A 15,686-nucleotide genomic window follows, 5' to 3' on the forward strand; every position below is an offset into this window, starting at 1 on the left:
CCTGTCTATTTTCCAGATGGTGCCTTCCCCGTGGTGGCGCTCGTGCAAATTTCGGTAAATCAGCCATCGAAGCGATTATAACTCACAGTGCACAAAATTTATTCTTGAGAAAGTTCCGACCATTTGTATCGTCTAGAAAATACATTTCGCAGCAAGAAAGCCAGCGGAGAGGTCGTTATGCGGACGGATCGTCGGAATTTCATGAAGGCCACCCTGGGCGCCGCCGCCGCGGCTGCTGCGCCCTACGGATTTGTAAAAAGCATCAATCAAGCCTGGGGCGCGCAGTCCTGGATCAAGAAAGGCGAGCCGATCAAGGTCGGTCTGCTGTTCTCACTCACCGGCGGCCTCGCGGTGCCGGAAGAAGATTCCACGCTCGTGATGCAGTATGCGATCGACGAGATCAACAAAAGCGGCGGTATCGCCGGCCAGCCAATCGAGCCGGTGATCGTCGACGCGAAGTCGGACTTCAATGTCTACTCCGAGAAGACCAAGGAACTGATCCTTCGCAATCGCGTCGTTGCGATCTTCGGCTGCTACACCTCGGCGAGCCGCAAGGCCATTCTGCCCACGGTCATGGCGCAGAACCACCTGCTGTATTACCCGACCTGCTATGAGGGCGCGGAGTGCACACAGAATACGATCTGCACCGGTCCGCTCGCGAACCAGCATTCCAAGGACCTGATCCCGTTCATGGTCCAGCAATTCGGCAAGAAGGTCTTTTTCGTCGGATCGAATTATGTGTGGCCGAAGGAGTCCAACAAGAACGCCAAGGTCTGGCTGCAGCAGGCCGGCGGCGAACTGCTCGGCGAGGAGTATATTCCGCTCGGCAGCTCCGAGTTCGGTCCGGTGCTCAACAAGATCCGCGAAGCCAAGCCGAACTTCATCTTCTCGACCGTGGTCGGCGCATCCGATATCGCCTTCCACAAGCAGTTCAAACAGGAGGGCTTCAAGGTGGATTCGATGCCGATCGCCTCGCTCACGACGGGCGAAATCGAGACCCGCGCCATGGGCAACGAGTACGGCGCCGGTCACTTCCTGTCGGCCCCGTACTTCCAGGGCCTGGACAATCCGACCAACCACAAGTTTGTCGAAAGCTTCCTCAAGAGCAAGTACGGCAAGAACGGCGTCACGCACTACAACATGGAGGAGACCTATCTCTCCGCCTATGTGTTCAAATACGGGCTGGAGAAGGCGATTGCCAAAGTTGGTGTCGAGGAAGTGACGCCGCGCGCGATCCGCGACAACACCGGCGGCATCAAGGTCGAAGACGCGGTGTCGCCCGAAGGGCTGATCTGGATCGACGACCAGAACTTCAACACATGGCTCAAGCCGAAGATCGGACAGTGCCAGGCCGACGGCAGCTTCAAGATCGTGAAGTCATCCGCAGAACACGTCGCGCCCGATCCCTACTCGATCTATCCGGATCTCGGCAAATGCACCGCTGATGGCCTCAAGGCCGCTGACGGCAAGGTCCGCAAGGGCGTGATCTGACGCATCCTCGCACGACGGGCCGTCCCATGGCGCCAAGCGAATGGCGCCACGGGCCAGCCATCGAACTCACGGCGGAGTTAGGCATGGCGGTCGGATCCTTTTTTACGTCGTTCGATCTGAGTGCGTTCATCAACGCGCTGATCCTGGGTATCAGCATCGCCAGCATCTGGCTGATCGCCGCACTCGGATTGACGATCATCTATGGTGCGGCGGGCGTGATCAACATGGCGCATGGCGAGTTCATCATGCTCGGCGCCTACAGCTCCTACATGCTGCAGAGCTTTCTGGGATTCCCGTTCGTCCTGTGCGTGCCCGCCTCATTCCTGATCGTCGCCCTGGTCGGGCTGGTGCTGGAGCGGGGATTGATCCGCTACCTCTACAAACGTCCTCTCGATACGCTGCTCGCCACCTTCGGTGTATCGCTGGTGCTGATGCAGGGTGTCCGGCTGATCTTCGGTAGTGATCCAAAGTACCTCGCGGTGCCACCGATCTTTTCGAGCAACATCCAGTTTTCCTTCATCAACATCTCCGTATTCCGTGTCGTCGTGTTGCTGGTGACGCTGGGGATCGTCGCCGGGCTCTGGGCGCTGTTCTACCGGACGCGGTTTGGCGTCCAGGTTCGCGCGGTGATGCAGGACAAGGAGATGGCCGCCTCCTTCGGCGTCAACGCCGACCGAGTCTACATGCTGACTTTCGCGCTCGGAGCCGGGCTGGCCGGCGTCGCGGGCTCGCTATTCGGTGTTCTCAACATCGTTCTTCCCACCATGGGCGCGTCCTATGTGGTGCAGGCGTTCCTGGTGGTGGTGGTCGGGGGCGGCACACTGGCCGGCAGCGTCGCCGCGGGCGGTGCCACCGGCGAGTTGCAGTCGATTTTCGCCTATTTCACCAACGACACGTTCGCCCGCTTCCTGTTGTTCGTGCTGATCGTGGTGTTCCTGCGGATTCGTCCGCAAGGGCTGTTCGCCCCCTCTGCGAAGCGACGCTGAGGAGGTTGGCGGTGCGCTCGGGAAGAGGAATGCGGAAATGAATCTCTATCACAGGCCGGGCGCGCAATGGCTGGCTTATCTCGTCTTCTACGTCGTGCTTGCGGCCGTGCCGTTCGTGGTCAGCGACAACTTCCTGCTGAATCAGTTATCAACCTATGGCGTGTTTGCCATGCTCGCGCTGTCGATCAGCCTCTGCTGGGGTTTCGGCGGCATTTTGAACCTCGGCCAGGGCATTCCTTTCGGTCTCGGCGCCTATGGTATGGCAATGACCATGCAGATGCAGTCGCAGGACGCGTCCAACCCGATGCCGCCCTTCATGCTGAACAACAGCCTTGATCGTCTGCCGCTGTTCTGGGTGCCGTTCTGGAACACCAGTGTTGGGATCACCCTGGCCTTGGTCGTGCCGACGCTGTTTTGCGCCATCTTCGGCTGGCTGATGTTTCGCGCCCGCGTCTCGGGACCGTTCTTCGCGATCATGACGCTTGCCATGCTCAGCGCCTGGGGCACGCTGATCCTTGACATTCAGCCCTACACCAACGGGGTCAACGGCATCACTCCGCCAGCTCCGTTGAAACTTGGGGAGATCGTCGTCGATCCCTACAGCCCGGCTGCCTACTGGACGGTGCTTGCGCTGCTTGTGCTGGCGACTGTCGTCGCGAAGCTCATGACGCTGAGCCGGTTCGGCCTGGTCGTGCAGTCCGTACGCAACGACGCCGAGCGCGTTCGCTTCCTCGGCTACAATGTCGCGGGCTACGAGACCGCGATCTACACCATCTCGGGCTTCTTTGCCGCGGTGGCGGGCTGCTGCTGGGTGATGCTGACGCAGTACGTCTCGCCCGCCCAGTTCGACACCACCTTCAGCCTGTCGATGGTGATCTGGGCCGGCATCGGCGGCCGCATGTCTCTGATGGGGGCGATCCTCGGCGCGTTCCTGATCCAGGGCGCGCAGAGCTATCTCGGAGACGCCTTCCTCAACACCTGGCTGCTGATCCTCGGCGGCTTCTTCATCCTCGTCGTGCGCTTCCTGCCCAAGGGGCTGATCGGCCTGGTCGAAAGCGCGCTGGGAAGACTGTCCTCGTCGACGGGCGGCAAGACGGACGGCAATGGCGTGTCCTCCATCCGCAGCCGCCTTTTGCAGCAGCCGGGCGAGTGAGGAGACGGCCATGAGTTTTCTCGAGATCCGCAATCTCTGCAAAAGCTTCGACACCGTCTCGGTCATCAATGATTTCAGCATTGAGCTGGTCGAGCAGACTTTGTGTTGCCTGGTCGGACCGAACGGGGCGGGCAAGACCACGACGATGGACCTCGTCACCGGGCGGCAGAAGCCGACCTCAGGTCAGATCATCTTCTGCGACGACGACATCACAGGTCTTGACGAGCACGAAATCGCCCGTCGCGGCATCGGTCGCAAATTCCAGGTGCCGGCCGTGTTCCGCGACCTGACGGTGCGGCAGAACCTCGAGGTCGCCTATAGCCGCAGTACGCATCCGCTGAAGAACCTGTTCCGCTTCCGGGCACCGGGCTTCGCGGACAAGCTGCACGAGGTGCTGTCGGTCACCGGGCTCGGCGGCCGGCTGAACATCGAGGCCGGCATTCTCTCGCATGGCGAGACCCAGTGGCTAGAGATCGGCATGGTGCTGATGCAGAACCCGCGTCTGCTTCTGCTCGACGAGCCGGTTGCCGGCATGACCGAGTCGGAGATCGATAAGACCGCGGAGATCTTCAACAATCTCAAGCGCACCAACTCCCTTGTGGTGGTCGAGCACGACATGGCCTTCGTTCGCCAGATCGCCGACGTGGTCACCGTGATGCACATGGGAAGCCTGCTCGCGCAAGGGCCGATCAGCGAAATCGAAGCCAACGAGCGCGTTCGTGAGGTCTATCTCGGCGAAACGGGGGAAGCGTAGCCATGCTGCTCGCGATGGACCGGGTCACTTCCTACTACGGCAAGACGGCGATCCTGAAGGACTTCTCGTTCGGCATCGAGGAAGGCAAGTGTCTGTGCGTGCTCGGCCGCAACGGCGTGGGCAAGACGACACTGATGCGCACCATCATGGGGCTGACCGACCGATCAATCGGCGACATCACGATCAAGGGTACCGAGATCGGCTCGTCGCCGACTCATGTCCGGGCCAAGCTCGGTATCGGCTACGTCCCCCAGGGGCGTGGAATTCTCTCGGAGTTCACCGTCCGGGAAAATATCCTGCTGGGCACCTTCGCACGCCATGACGGTCGTCCGGATATCCCCGAGGTTTGCCTTCAGATGTTCCCCTATCTAAAGGCGAACCTGGACCGCCGGGCAGGGCTGCTGTCCGGCGGTCAAAAACAGCAGCTCGCGATTGCGCGCGCGTTGGCCGTCGACCCGAAGATCCTGCTGCTCGACGAGCCGACCGAAGGCATTCAGCCGAACATCGTTCACGAGATCGGCGAGACCCTCATGACTCTCAATCGCAAACTCGGAATCACGCTTCTCCTTACCGAACAGCATATTCGGGTCGCCCGGCGGCTGGGAGACGCGTTCCTGATGGTCGACAACGGCCGCGTGGTCGCAAGCGGGCCGATGGCCCAACTGACCGACGATGTCATTCATCATTACCTCACCATTTAGCCAACCGGAGCAGACCGATGATTCCGATACCGCGACCGTCAACGCCCGATGCGCAGCGCATGATCAAGGAGCACAAGGAGTGCATCGACTCGATGAAGGGCGTGGCTGGCAACAGCGTGCTCAAATGTGCGACGCCCGGCGACACCACGACGGTCACCGGTGGAATCCACGAAGACTTCCAGCTCAATCGCGTCTTGCTGCGGATGCGCGCCGCTCCGGCCAAGGGCAAGCTCGTCGTCGTCTGCACCAAGGTCGAGAAGGAATGGCGTATCGCGCGGCTGTCGGGAATCCGCGGCGTTCCGCCCGAGTTCGTGAATGACAAGGTCTACGACAACGAACAGGACCCGCAACACGACATCTTCCTGATGCGGCTCGAAGAATATCCGGAACAGGACGGATTTCCGGAACACTTCCGCGAAGGATGGAAGCGCCGCGACGACATGTGGACTGTGACCTGATTGGTATCGAAGCGAAACGTCTACGATTGAGGGCACGAAGATGAGTTGGATGAAGATCACGGGGTACGCGGACAAATTCAGCGTGCACCCGGGAGACACGATCAAGTTCTATGTGAACTGCGACGGTCCGGCCGAATACAAGGCCGAGATCGTCAAGATGATCCATGCGGACACCAATCCACGCGGGCCCGGATTCATCGAGGAGAAGATCGAAGCCGCCTGCAACGGCACCTACAAGGGCCTGAAACAGGAGATCTACAGCGGCTCCTACGGCTTCGTCGTGGACAAGCCGCAGTTCTGCCTGGAGAGCGTGACGCTGCAATGCTGGATCTGGCCGACCACGCCGAAGACCCATCCGAAGTACTGGAAGCACGGTGCCCAGGGCCTCGTCACGAAATGGCTTGACGGCAAGGGCTACGGTCTCTTCATCAACGAGGAGGGCTGCGTCGAATTCCGCATCAACGACCAGGTCATCACGACCGGTGCTCCGCTGCGCGATCACGCCTGGCACTTCATCGCGGCGACGTTCGACGGCAAGCCCGGCGAAGTGGCGCTCTACCACGAGCCGCAGGTCGTGTACGCGCTCGATCCGGAGATCCCGCCCGTCAGCAAGAAGCTGTCGACCAAGCTCGCCTACACGCCGGGCACGCCGACCGTGATCGCCGGCTATTGTGGTGCACTCAGCGACGCGCCGCAGGCCAGGGCGTCGGTTCCGTCCGGCATTCTCATCAAGGGGCACTACAACGGCAAGATCGACAGCCCGCGGGTCTGCAACCGCGCTCTCAGCCGGCTCGAGATCGAGACCATGAAGCTCGGTGCGCAGCCGGGCCTCACGGAACGGAGGAACTCGGGTCCGACCGGCAAGCTCTCCGAGGCGATCGTCGCATCCTGGGATTTCTCCGACGGCATCAACACGCTGGTCGGCAAGGACAAGGGGCCGTATCTGTTCGATGCGACCATCGTGAATTGCCCGACACGTGCGATGACCGGCTACAATTGGGAAGGCCAGGTGTTCGACTGGAAGACCGCGCCGGAACAGTACGGCGCCATCCATTTCCACGACGACGACATCGACAACGCCCGATGGCAGGTCAGCTTCGAATGGTCGGTGCCAAAGGGTACCAGCAGCAAGTTCTATGCGGCGAAGCTGACCTCGCAGGACGGAGCTGAGGACTACATCCCGTTCTGGGTCGTGCCGCGTGTCGGCGAGGAGACCGCCAAGATCGCCTTCATGGTGCCCAGCATCAGCTACATGGCCTACGCGAACGAGCACCTTGCGAACAATGCCGGCGGCGCCGAACTGCTGGTCTATCGCGTGCCGATCATGCAGCAGCAGAACATGTTCCTCTCGGAACACCGCGAATATGGCGGATCGATCTACGATACTCATACTGACGGCAGCGGGCTTTGCCTGTCATCGCGGCTGCGCCCGATCCTGAGCATCCGGCCGAAATACGATCATTTCCTCGCGCAGGCGCCATGGCAGTATCCGGCCGATCTCCACATGATCTACTGGCTGGAGAAGAAGGGTTACGAGTACGACGTGATCACCGACGAGGACGTAACCTATGACGGCCTTGCGCGGCTCGAGAACTACAATGTGATCATCACGGGCTCGCATCCCGAGCACAACAGCGGCCCGCAGCTCGACGCGCTGCACAACTACATGCAGCGCGGTGGACGCTTCATGTATATGGGCGCCGACGGCTGGTATTGGGTCCATTCCTACCATCCGGCCTATGATGGCCTCGGCCGCGGCGTCATGACGGAGATGCGACGTTGCGAGAGCGGTATCCGCACCTGGCGCGCCGATCCCGGCGAATACTACCATCAGGGCACCGGCGAGCTCGGAGGCATGTGGCGCTTCCGCGGCCGCTACCTGCACACCGTGGCCGGCACCGGCATGTCGTCGGAAGGGTTCGACATCTCCTCGTACTATTCACGAACGCCGGAGAGCAACGATGCGCGGGTCGCTTGGGCATTCGAGGGCATCAACTACGACGAGAAACTCGGCAATTTCGGTCTGGTCGGCGGCGGTGCCGCCGGCACCGAGCTGGACATCGTCGACACCATGCTCGGCAGCCCGCCGCATACACTGGTTGTCGCGACGTCGGCCGGTCGGCATACCGAAGGATACCTGCTGGTCATGGAGGACTACGGCTTCAATCAGCAGGGGCTTGACGGCACCCAGCATCCGCGCGTGCGCTCGGACATTGCTTATCATGAGACGCCGAATGGCGGCGCGTCGTTCGCTTTCTCGTCGATCGCGTTCTGCGGCGCACTGCCCTGGAACAACGGCGACAACAATATCTCGACGCTGGTCGGCAACGTCCTCAACCGCTTCATGGCGGATGGTCCGCTGCCGATGCCGGATCCGGCCGCCATCGCTCATCGCGGTCGCGCGGACTACGATCCGCCGATGAACAAGGCGCGCAAATAGCACTCATCGCCAGCAGAACGGGGCGGGCCGTTGCGGCGCCGCCCCCGCTCAACGGGGCGCCGCATGCTTACTCATCCCGAAACCATCTATATCGACGAGGGCGTCGATTTTCTCGACGCCCGGCTTTATTCCGCCTGTCGTGCACCGTTTGGCCTTGCGATCATGCTGCCGCGACGGGCCTATACTTCGGAGGTGTTTCAGCGGCTCGAGAATGAGAAAGTCTGGACCCGCGACTGGGTCTGTGTCGGTTCCGCGCCGGAGATCGGTGAGCCCCACGATCTCCTGCCGTACACGATCGGGCAGCATGCCATTCACGTGCAGAGGCAGGAGGATGGCTCGCTGATCGGACGCTTCAACAAGGCGCAGCACGGCGGGTGCCGCGCCATTCCAGCGCAGTGCCGGACCGGGAAGAAGACCAAATGCTCGTACACGTCCTGCGGCTACAGCCGTGACCGCGACGTCATTCAAGGTGGCGTCCTGACGGAGCTGACGCCGCAGATGGGGCAGTATCTCGGCGCAGTGCCGGAGCGGCTGATTCCGGCGAAGGTGAAAACCTCCGGTCCGCTCATATTTGCCAATATCGATCCGACTCCCGACGTCGAGCGTCAATTCGACCAGCCTGTCTGGCCGCAGAATCTGGTGAGGCTCAGCGGGCATTGGCAGGAGCACCGGTCCAACTGGAAGCTGGCGGGCGCAGCCCTGGTGGATGTTGCGCGCTCCTACGAGGCGGGAGGCGGAGCCGTCAACCACGTTGCGGCGGAGTGGTGCTTTCCGAATCTGGTGTTGATCAGGACGCGGCACGCCACGCTCGCGATCGTGCTTCAGCCCACGGCGATGGACCAGACGTTGTGGCGGCTTTCCTTCTTCAGTCGCCCCGATCTGTCGTACGCCGAACATGACGCTGCCTGCGGCGTGCTCCTGCGGCTGCTTGAGAAAGCTGCCGCGGAGGCGACGTCGCGACAGGGCGATATCGAATTGTGTTTGTCGGGGGAGACGACGGAGCGCAGCCGCGCCGGCTGGCAGTTCAATCAGTTGCTAATGCAGCGTATCGCCGAGCGTCACGTCTCCTACTGGAATGCCCCATTGATGCATGCGTGACGGAGCCCACACATGGTCTTCAGCGTCCAACAGGTCAAGTACGAGTTTCTCGCCTACATCAAGGAGTTCGACCAGTCGTTCCCGCATTGGTGTGTCGGCATTTCCGACACCCCCAAGGAGACGCTGTTCGACAAGCACGGTGTCCGCACCGGCGAGGATCCCTGGCTATACAAGCAATTGCTCACGCACAGGGCCGCGCGGACGGTCTACGACTACTTCGTCCAACATCTGAAGACGGCCGGTGTCCCGCCCGAAGGCGAGACGAATGAGTTTGACTGCGTCTATCTGTTCAAGATGGCCCCCCACACCCGCCAGTAAGGAGAGTCCCATGCCGACCGCGAGCGATGGTGAAGCCGCTTTTCTGGAACGCGACTACGGGAAGGCCCGACAAATCTGGGAACCGTTGGCGCAAGCGGGAGACGCCCAGGCCGAGGCATGGCTTGGGTCTCTCTATGCCAACGGGTTGGGTGTCGAGCGTGACGCTTCGCATGCCTTTGGGCTGTACCTGCGTGCCGCCGAGAAGGGCAATCCGCTCGCCGCCAACAATGTCGGAGCGATGTATGCGAAGGGACAGGGGATCGTCGCGGACCTGGCGCTGGCCGCCTCCTGGTTTCGCCAGGCGGCCGAGCAGGGCGATGTCCTCGGGCAGTTCAACTACGCCGCGTTGCTGACCAAGGGACAGGGTGTTGCGATCGACATGCCGCGGGCTGTCGAGTGGTATCGGCGCGCAGCGATGGCCGGGCATTATCCATCGCAGGCTCGGCTTGGTTATTGCTGTGCCAGGGGACGAGGCACCACGGTCGACCGTATCGAGGCTTTTGTCTGGCTCAGCGCAGCTGCCAGGCACGGTGTCGGCCTCGCCATGGCGGAGCTTGAAGAACTCGTGCGGAGTATGAGCGAGGACGAGAAGCGGGAAGGCCGCCGCCGTCTTGGCGAGCGCAGCAGCCCGCAGACGGCCGCGCTGACGGTCTGACCGGTATGGCGAGCCTGCGGTTCAGCTAATCCGTAGACGGGCCCGTGCTGCCTGAAGCGTATTGTGCAACAGGCAGGCGATCGTCATCGGGCCGACCCCGCCCGGCACGGGCGTAATGGCCCGCGCGACAGTCACGGCTTCGGCGAACGCGACATCTCCAACCAGCCGTCCCTTTGCCGCGCCCGCTGCGGGCAACCGGTTGATGCCGACGTCGATGACGATCGCGCCGGGCTTGATCCAGTCGCCGCGCACCAGTTCGGGGCGACCGACCGCCGCGATGAGGATGTCGGCCATCCGGCATAGCTCCGGCAGTTCGCGGCTTCGGGAATGCGCGGTCGTTACCGTGCAGTCGGCCTGGAGAAGGAGTTGTGCGATCGGCCTGCCGACGATATTCGAGCGGCCGATAACCACGGCGTGCAATCCGACGGGCGTGGGCTCCACCGATCGCAGCAGCAGCATGCAGCCGAGCGGCGTGCAGGGAACCAGGCCGGTCAATCCGCTTGTCAGCCGCCCGGCATTCTCGGGATGGAAGCCGTCGACGTCCTTGGCGGGATCGATGGTGCTGATCACCAAGTCGGACCGGATATGGACGGGGAGCGGTAGCTGCACCAAGATCCCGTCGACGGTATCGTCGGCATTCAGTCGCGCGATCAGCGCAAGCAGATCCGTCTGCGATGTCTCGGCCGGCAGCCGGTGCTCAAAGGATCGCATGCCGACTGCGACGGTCTGGCGCGCTTTGGATCCGACATAGACCTCGCTAGCCGGATCGTTGCCGACCAGCACGACGGCGAGGCCCGGCCTGCGGCCGGCATGCGCAGCCCACTGCGCGACGTCGATGGCGAGCTCCGCCCGCACTTTGTCCGCGATCGCCTTGCCGTCGATGGTGCTTGCCTGCATTTTCAATCCCTGAAAACCACCGTCTTTCGTCCGTTGAGAAGCACGCGGCCGTCGATGTGCCAGAACACGGCGCGTGACAGCACGCGCCGCTCGATATCGCGGCCCTTGCGCACGAGATCGTCCGGCCGGTCCTGATGGGAGATGCGCTCGACGTCCTGCTCGATGATCGGGCCCTCGTCGAGGTCGGCCGTGACATAGTGCGCCGTGGCGCCGATCAGCTTGACCCCGCGACCATGCGCCTGATGATAGGGCTTGGCACCCTTGAAGCCCGGCAGGAATGAATGGTGGATATTGATGCATCGCCCGGCGAGCCGGGTCGAGAGGTCGTCGGACAGGATCTGCATGTAGCGCGCGAGCACGACGAGGTCGATCTGCCGGTCGTCGACGATTTGCCAGATCCTCGCTTCCTGCTGCTCCTTTGTCTGCGGTGTAACCGGGAGATGATCGAAGGCGATACCGCTCAGATCGTGGTGGACGTAGGTTTCGCGGGGATGATTGGAGACAATGCCGGAGATGTCGATCGCGAGTTCGCCGATGCGCCAGCGGTAGAGCAGGTCGGCGAGGCAGTGGTCGAAACGTGACACCAGGATCAGGACCCGCGCCTTGTCCGACGTTGCGCGCAGCTTCCATTGCATGGTCAGGCCCTCGGCCAGTTCCGACAGCGCGACCCGGCAAGCAGTCAAGTTGTCGTCCGCGACGAAGTTGAAGCGGATGCGCGCGAAGAAGAGATTGGTCTCGACGTCATCATACTGATGGGCTTCCTGAATATTACCGCCCACGTCGAACAGCGTTCGTGCCACCGCGGCGACAATGCCGGGCCGGTTCGGACAGGAGAACGTCAAAATATAGCTGCTGGCGGTCATGGTGCGGATCGACGGTGTTGAAGGATTTCACAGATCGGCTGGCGGATCCTGCCAGGTCAAACCGTATTCGGCGGCGCTTTCGGAGAACCAGTGCCAAAAGCTGTGCGCGAGGCTGCGGAACAGGCTGATCTCGAAGCAGGCACTCCCGTCAGGCGCGTCCTCGCGTCGCCAGATCGTGGCGCCGATATGGGACACGATCGTGGTGGCGGCGTCGCCGCTGTTGAATGCGCGTCCGTCGAGATCGATCGGGAATCCCTTGGCGAGGGCCTCCCTGATCGCCCTGCCGCCGACCCGAAACACCGCGTAACCGCCGCTCTGATCCGATATCGACGCTGTCCCGCCTACCAGCGACCTGAAAGAGGCATGGAAAGCCGGCGTGTCGGCCTCGCTCATGACGAACCAGGTTTGCGGGCCGAGGCCGACGAATGCGATGTCGCGACCTGTCACGAAGGCGGGGCGCTCGGGCAGATCCGCCTGGCAGGACTGCGCAATGCGCGAGCGCAGGGCGTGCTCCTGTCCCCGGCGGGCCTGCATGGTCATGAGCGCGAGACCGCGACGCTCCATGATCGTCACCCCGCCGCCTGGCGCGCCGCGCGGGACTGAAGACAAAGCGGATGTCGGCGACAGCTCAGCCATGGAGATTTTTTCCTTCGGGGTCGAGGAAGACCGGCGGCACCACCTCGACCAGGGTGTCGCCGTTCCGGACCGGATCATAGGCGCGCACATGCTGGCCGTAGCGGGAGGGGCCATGCTTGAGCAAGCCGAGCCCGATCCAGTGCCCGAGCATCGGAGAGAAGGCGACGGAGGTGACGTATCCTTCGTCGTGCTTCATGGTCGCCGCGGCACCCGGCGCGAGGAAGTGCGCGCCGGCGCGGAGCCGTTCGCCGCGATCGACGGGTCTGATGCCGACCAGGGCCGGCCGGTCGGCGGCGGTCAAGCCGGGGCGCTGTGCCAGAACCCGTCCAATGAAGTCCTTCTTCGGCGACATCATGCGGCCGAGGCCGAGATCCGCTGCGGTGGTTGTGCCGTTGAGCTCGTTGCCGGCGACATGTCCCTTCTCGATGCGCATGACGCCGAGCGCTTCGGTGCCGTAGGGGACCGCGCCGTATCCGGCTCCGGCATCCATGATTGCCCGGATCGCCGCGTCGCCGAACGTCGCCGGCACGGCGAGCTCGTAGGCGAGCTCTCCGGAAAACGAGACGCGATAAATGCGTGCCGATACGCCGCGCCAGGTGAACTCGGCGCAACCCAGATAGGGCAGCGTCGCGTCCGACACGTCGTAGGCGCCGCAGAGCAGGCGTGCCAGGAGATTGCGTGAGCGTGGGCCGGCGATCGAATATTGCGACCACTGCTCCGTGACCGACGCGAGCTGAACGTCGAGCTCCGGCCACAGCACCTGGCGGGAGTGCTCGAGATGCTGCATGACCTTGCTGGCGTTCGCCGTCGTGGTCGACATCATGTAGTGATCGGGCGCAAATCGCGCGCTGGTGCCGTCATCCATCACGATGCCGTCTTCGCGCAACATCAGGCCGTAGCGCACCTTGCCGACCGGCAGCGTCGAGAACGTGTTGGCATAGACGCGGTCGAGAAATACCCCGGCGTCGCTGCCCTGGACGTCGATCTTGCCGAGCGTCGAGACGTCGCAGACACCGACCCGCTCGCGTGTCTCGCGCACCTCACGGCTCACCGTCGCCAGCCAGTCCGTCTCGCCGGGTTGCGCGAACCATTGCGCGCGCAGCCATTGTCCGGCCTCGACGAAGGTGGCGCCGCTTTCGTTGGCCCAGCCGTGTCCGGCCGTCAGGCGGGTCGGCCGAAACTCTTTGCCGCGATGGTGGCCGGCAAACGCCGCGATTGCGACCGGCGTATAGGGCGGACGCAACATGGTGGTGCCGACATCGCTGATGGCTTTGCCGGTCAGCTCGGCCATCATGGCGTGGCCGTTCAGGTTCGAGGTCTTGCCCTGGTCGGTCGCCATGCCGAGCGTGGTGTAACGCTTGAGCAGCTCGACGGACCTGAAGCCTTCGCGCGCGGCGAGCGCGACGTCGTCGCTGGTGACGTCGTTCTGAAAATCGACGAACGACTTCGAACGCGAGGCGGCGACATGCCAGAGCGGCGTGACACCGTCGAACTCCTCACGGGCTTGTGGAACAGCCATCGCCTTTGCGGCGAAGCCCATGGTTTCTGCCGCTTGCGTTCCGGCCATGATGCCATCACGCAGGGCGCTCGACAGTGTGAAGTGGCCGGCGGCGGCGCCGACCACCGCCATACCAGGCGGCGCCTTGCCGGGAATGAAACTTGCGACCTTGTCGGACCATTCCGGACGGTTCCCCAGATGGGTCGCCAGCGCCAGATTCGCATTCCACCCACCGGAGACGGCCAGCAAGTCCACCTCCAGCTCGCCGGTGCGATTGCTGCCGTTCCGGAATACGATGGTCTTCAGCTCGTGGCCGCCGCGCGTATCGATGACCTGCGCGCCTGCGATCACCGCGATTCCCAACTCTTTCGCACGGTCCGCGAGAGCCCGATCGACCTGCGGCCGTGCGTCGAGAATGGCCGCGACCTCAATCCGGTGTCGCGCCAGGTCGAATGCGGTGGACCACGCATCGTCGCAACTCGCGAACACGGCTGCACGACGGCCGGGCGCAACCGCGAACCGGTTCAGATAGGTCCGCACGGCGGACGCCAACATGACACCGGGACGGTCGTTGCCGCCGAACACGATCGGCCGCTCGATCGCGCCGGCGGCTAGCACGCTGCGCCTGGCGACGATCTTCCAAAGCCGCTGACGCGGCTGGTGCGGTGCGGGCACCAGCAGATGATCGGACACCCGCTCGACTGCGCCGTAGGTGCCGCCATCGTAGACACCAAACACGGTGGTCCGGAGCAGCATGCGGACGTTTGACAAGGCCTGCAGCTCGGCGACGGCCTGCTCGGCCCAGGTCGCCCCGGCAAGGGAATCGACCTCGCATGTATCGGCATTGAGCCGTCCGCCAAACACGAAGTCTTCCTCGCAGAGAATGACGCGCGCGCCGGCCCGGCCGGCTGCCAGGGCTGCCGCGAGACCCGCGGCTCCACTTCCGACGACGAGAAGGTCGCAGAAGGCGTGTGTCTTCTCGTAGCCGTCGGGGTCGGCTTCGCCGCTGGCGCGTCCGAGACCCGCCGCACGGCGGATCGCTGGCTCATAGACCTTCTCCCAGAAGGAAGCCGGCCACATGAAGGTCTTGTAGTAGAAGCCTGCGACAAACAGGGGTGAGAGCACCGAGCTGAGTGCGCCGACATCAACCTTCAGCGACGGCCAGCGGTTTTGGCTGCGCGCCTCGAGCCCATCGAACAGTTCGATCGTGGTGGCGCGCGTGTTCGGCTCGCGTCGCGCATTGCGCCGCAGTTCGACGAGTGCGTTGGGCTCTTCCGAGCCGGCGGTCAGGATGCCGCGCGGCCGGTGATATTTGAACGAGCGGCCGACCAGCCTGACTCCGTTCGCGAGCAGCGCCGCGGCAAGGGTGTCGCCGGGGAAGCCTGAATACGACACCCCATCAAAGAAGAATCGCAGGCGCGTTGTGCGATCGATCTGTCCGCCGGTTGCAAGCCTGTGTGGTCCAGCGGGATTGACCATGATCAGGAGCCCGCGAATGCGGTATCGAGAATCTCGTGCGTCCGCGTGTCGCGCCGCACGCGCAGCCAGCCCCGGCAGCCATTGGCGTGGTACCAGAGTTCCTCATGCGGGCCGGCGGGATTGTCTCGGAGATACACCACCTCATAGAATCGCCGCTGCGCGTCGGGCGCCGCGGGATCGGGGCGCGCTGCAGTGTCGCCGTGATAGATATACTCGCTGAGGTCGCGCTCACCGCAATAAGGACATCGGATACGCATTT

Annotated in this window: 15 protein-coding genes; 10 read left to right on the forward strand and 5 right to left on the reverse strand. The window is 63.1% G+C overall.

Features of this window, described 5'->3' with window-relative positions:
* Window positions 1-201: 201 nt before the first annotated feature.
* The 10 genes from XH93_RS12395 (at window position 202) to XH93_RS12440 (ending at window position 10,054) form a co-directional block, all read left to right on the forward strand.
* Window positions 202-1,491 carry a transporter substrate-binding domain-containing protein gene (locus XH93_RS12395; RefSeq protein ID WP_371814987.1) on the forward strand — a complete coding sequence of 430 codons (1,290 nt, stop codon included), beginning with the start codon at window positions 202-204 and terminating at the stop codon, window positions 1,489-1,491.
* Window positions 1,492-1,574: 83 nt separating this feature from the next.
* Window positions 1,575-2,477 carry an urea ABC transporter permease subunit UrtB gene (urtB, locus tag XH93_RS12400; RefSeq protein ID WP_194475123.1) on the forward strand — a complete coding sequence of 301 codons (903 nt, stop codon included), beginning with the start codon at window positions 1,575-1,577 and terminating at the stop codon, window positions 2,475-2,477.
* A 37-nt stretch (window positions 2,478-2,514) separates the two neighbouring features.
* Window positions 2,515-3,630, forward strand: a complete 1,116-nt coding sequence (gene urtC / locus XH93_RS12405; protein ID WP_194473713.1) for an urea ABC transporter permease subunit UrtC — start codon at window positions 2,515-2,517, stop codon at window positions 3,628-3,630.
* Between the two features lie 10 nt (window positions 3,631-3,640).
* Window positions 3,641-4,384, forward strand: a complete 744-nt coding sequence (gene urtD / locus XH93_RS12410) for an urea ABC transporter ATP-binding protein UrtD (protein ID WP_194473714.1) — start codon at window positions 3,641-3,643, stop codon at window positions 4,382-4,384.
* 2 nt (window positions 4,385-4,386) lie between these two features.
* On the forward strand, window positions 4,387-5,085 hold the full coding sequence (gene urtE / locus XH93_RS12415) for an urea ABC transporter ATP-binding subunit UrtE (protein ID WP_139487317.1): 699 nt from the start codon (window positions 4,387-4,389) through the stop codon (window positions 5,083-5,085).
* A 17-nt stretch (window positions 5,086-5,102) separates the two neighbouring features.
* Window positions 5,103-5,543, forward strand: coding sequence for a N,N-dimethylformamidase, small subunit (locus XH93_RS12420; protein ID WP_139487318.1), 441 nt, complete (start codon window positions 5,103-5,105; stop codon window positions 5,541-5,543).
* Between the two features lie 40 nt (window positions 5,544-5,583).
* The gene (locus XH93_RS12425) at window positions 5,584-7,983 is read left to right on the forward strand and encodes a N,N-dimethylformamidase beta subunit family domain-containing protein (protein ID WP_194473715.1); all 2,400 of its coding nucleotides are present in this window, start codon (window positions 5,584-5,586) and stop codon (window positions 7,981-7,983) included.
* Between the two features lie 63 nt (window positions 7,984-8,046).
* On the forward strand, window positions 8,047-9,081 hold the full coding sequence (locus XH93_RS12430; protein ID WP_194473716.1) for a hypothetical protein: 1,035 nt from the start codon (window positions 8,047-8,049) through the stop codon (window positions 9,079-9,081).
* Between the two features lie 12 nt (window positions 9,082-9,093).
* A complete protein-coding gene (locus XH93_RS12435; RefSeq protein WP_139487321.1) occupies window positions 9,094-9,399 on the forward strand; it encodes a hypothetical protein in 306 nt (101 codons plus the stop codon).
* 10 nt (window positions 9,400-9,409) lie between these two features.
* Window positions 9,410-10,054 (forward strand): tetratricopeptide repeat protein, encoded by a 645-nt coding sequence (locus tag XH93_RS12440; protein ID WP_194473717.1) that lies wholly within the window; start codon window positions 9,410-9,412, stop codon window positions 10,052-10,054.
* Window positions 10,055-10,075: 21 nt separating this feature from the next.
* Here the strand turns inward: XH93_RS12440 and folD are convergent, their stop codons facing one another.
* Genes folD through XH93_RS12465 form a run of 5 tightly spaced genes read right to left on the reverse strand, consistent with a single transcriptional unit; the run spans window position 10,076 to window position 15,684 of the window.
* Window positions 10,076-10,951: a bifunctional methylenetetrahydrofolate dehydrogenase/methenyltetrahydrofolate cyclohydrolase FolD gene (gene folD, locus XH93_RS12445; RefSeq protein ID WP_194473718.1), complete on the reverse strand. Its 876-nt coding sequence runs from the start codon at window positions 10,949-10,951 to the stop codon at window positions 10,076-10,078.
* Between the two features lie 2 nt (window positions 10,952-10,953).
* Window positions 10,954-11,814 carry a formyltetrahydrofolate deformylase gene (gene purU, locus XH93_RS12450; protein WP_194473719.1) on the reverse strand — a complete coding sequence of 287 codons (861 nt, stop codon included), beginning with the start codon at window positions 11,812-11,814 and terminating at the stop codon, window positions 10,954-10,956.
* A gap of 27 nt (window positions 11,815-11,841) precedes the next feature.
* Window positions 11,842-12,450: a sarcosine oxidase subunit gamma gene (locus XH93_RS12455; RefSeq protein WP_194473720.1), complete on the reverse strand. Its 609-nt coding sequence runs from the start codon at window positions 12,448-12,450 to the stop codon at window positions 11,842-11,844.
* Window positions 12,443-15,427, reverse strand: coding sequence for a sarcosine oxidase subunit alpha family protein (locus XH93_RS12460; RefSeq protein WP_194473721.1), 2,985 nt, complete (start codon window positions 15,425-15,427; stop codon window positions 12,443-12,445). Before XH93_RS12460 ends, XH93_RS12455 begins: the two co-directional genes overlap by 8 nt.
* Window positions 15,428-15,429: 2 nt before the next feature.
* Window positions 15,430-15,684: a sarcosine oxidase subunit delta gene (locus XH93_RS12465; RefSeq protein ID WP_194473722.1), complete on the reverse strand. Its 255-nt coding sequence runs from the start codon at window positions 15,682-15,684 to the stop codon at window positions 15,430-15,432.
* Window positions 15,685-15,686: the final 2 nt, after the last annotated feature.

It is taken from the genome of Bradyrhizobium sp. CCBAU 51753 (assembly GCF_015291565.1).
Classification (GTDB): Bacteria; Pseudomonadota; Alphaproteobacteria; order Rhizobiales; family Xanthobacteraceae; genus Bradyrhizobium; species Bradyrhizobium ivorense.